Origin of the sequence: Streptosporangium vulgare (genome assembly GCF_042428775.1) — a bacterium.
Taxonomy (GTDB): Bacteria; Actinomycetota; Actinomycetes; order Streptosporangiales; family Streptosporangiaceae; genus Streptosporangium; species Streptosporangium vulgare.
The window spans coordinates 1-575 of the sequence record NZ_JBHMBS010000171.1; the positions used below are offsets into that span (position 1 = coordinate 1).

A 575-nucleotide genomic window follows, 5' to 3' on the forward strand; every position below is an offset into this window, starting at 1 on the left:
TTGACCATGGCAAACCGATTTTAGGCGTGGTGTATGCGCCGGTAATGAACGTAATGTACAGCGCGGCAGAAGGCAAAGCGTGGAAAGAAGAGTGCGGTGTGCGCAAGCAGATTCAGGTCCGCGATGCGCGCCCGCCGCTGGTGGTGATCAGCCGTTCCCATGCGGATGCGGAGCTGAAAGAGTATCTGCAACAGCTTGGCGAACATCAGACCACGTCCATCGGCTCTTCGCTGAAATTCTGCCTGGTGGCGGAAGGACAGGCGCAGCTGTACCCGCGCTTCGGACCAACGAATATTTGGGACACCGCCGCTGGACATGCTGTAGCTGCAGCTGCCGGAGCGCACGTTCACGACTGGCAGGGTAAACCGCTGGATTACACTCCGCGTGAGTCGTTCCTGAATCCGGGGTTCAGAGTGTCTATTTACTAAATTCAGATGGCAGAAACAGTGTATTTCCTGATTCTGCCATCCTGATTTCTCCCAACCTAAAAAGTTATAAATAAAAAGAGATTGTATTTAAAGTGCAAAAATTCAATTGCTAATAAGTTACATTTTAATAATGAGCGTTTTTTGATA

The 575-nt window shown here is 50.1% G+C and carries 1 protein-coding gene; it reads left to right on the top strand.

Annotation, left to right across the window (positions count from 1 at the left end; all coding sequences use genetic code 11):
• A partial coding sequence (locus ACFFRH_RS44980) for an inositol monophosphatase family protein (RefSeq protein WP_512701157.1) occupies positions 1 to 428 on the top strand: 428 nt, incomplete at its 5' end.
• Positions 429 to 575: the final 147 nt, after the last annotated feature.